Below are 462 nucleotides of genomic sequence, written 5' to 3'. Positions count from 1 at the left end.
CGCCCCGTAGGGCGACTATGGTTAGCCTAAGAAGATGTATTTAAGGGCTGCGATAAGTACCGCCACGCCAACACCGAACATGAATTTTTTAATCCATGACAAGTCTGTTTTGATTTCGCTTAAGTCAGCTTTTAAGTCCTTGTGAAGCACTTCAAGATCACTTTTAGTTGCAGCTTCATTGCCATACATTTCACCGAAAAGGTTTACCATTTCTTCGGCTTGCTTTTCATTCATACCCGCGCTTTGTAAACGCTTGATTGCCTTATGTGTATCTAATGGAATTGCGGTCATTTCGTAACCCTCATTGATTAACCTATGACTTTATTATGAGCGAATATCGCTCATGAGTCAATAAATAAATGTGCGATTACTGCACACTTTTTTGTTCTTGTCGGTGTTTAATACCTTCAATAATTAGCTCTACAGCTGTGCGTCTAGTTCGCCACCAATCATAAAAAGTTC

At 40.0% G+C, this 462-nt stretch carries 1 protein-coding gene; it reads right to left on the bottom strand.

Features of this window, described 5'->3' with window-relative positions; translation table 11 throughout:
- Nucleotides 1-21: 21 nt before the first annotated feature.
- Nucleotides 22-291: a CCDC90 family protein gene (locus BLO31_RS09255; protein WP_070965044.1), complete on the bottom strand. Its 270-nt coding sequence runs from the start codon at nucleotides 289-291 to the stop codon at nucleotides 22-24.
- Between the last annotated feature and the right edge of the window lie 171 nt (nucleotides 292-462).

This window comes from Vibrio sonorensis, from assembly GCF_001854765.1.
In the GTDB taxonomy this organism is placed as follows: domain Bacteria; phylum Pseudomonadota; class Gammaproteobacteria; order Enterobacterales; family Vibrionaceae; genus Vibrio; species Vibrio sonorensis.
This window is presented reverse-complemented; position numbering and strand designations above follow the sequence as displayed.

Coding starts and splice junctions, on each gene's coding strand:
- BLO31_RS09255 (WP_070965044.1), bottom strand. CDS start 291: ATGACCGCAATTCCATTAGATACACATAAGGCAATCAAGCGTTTACAA.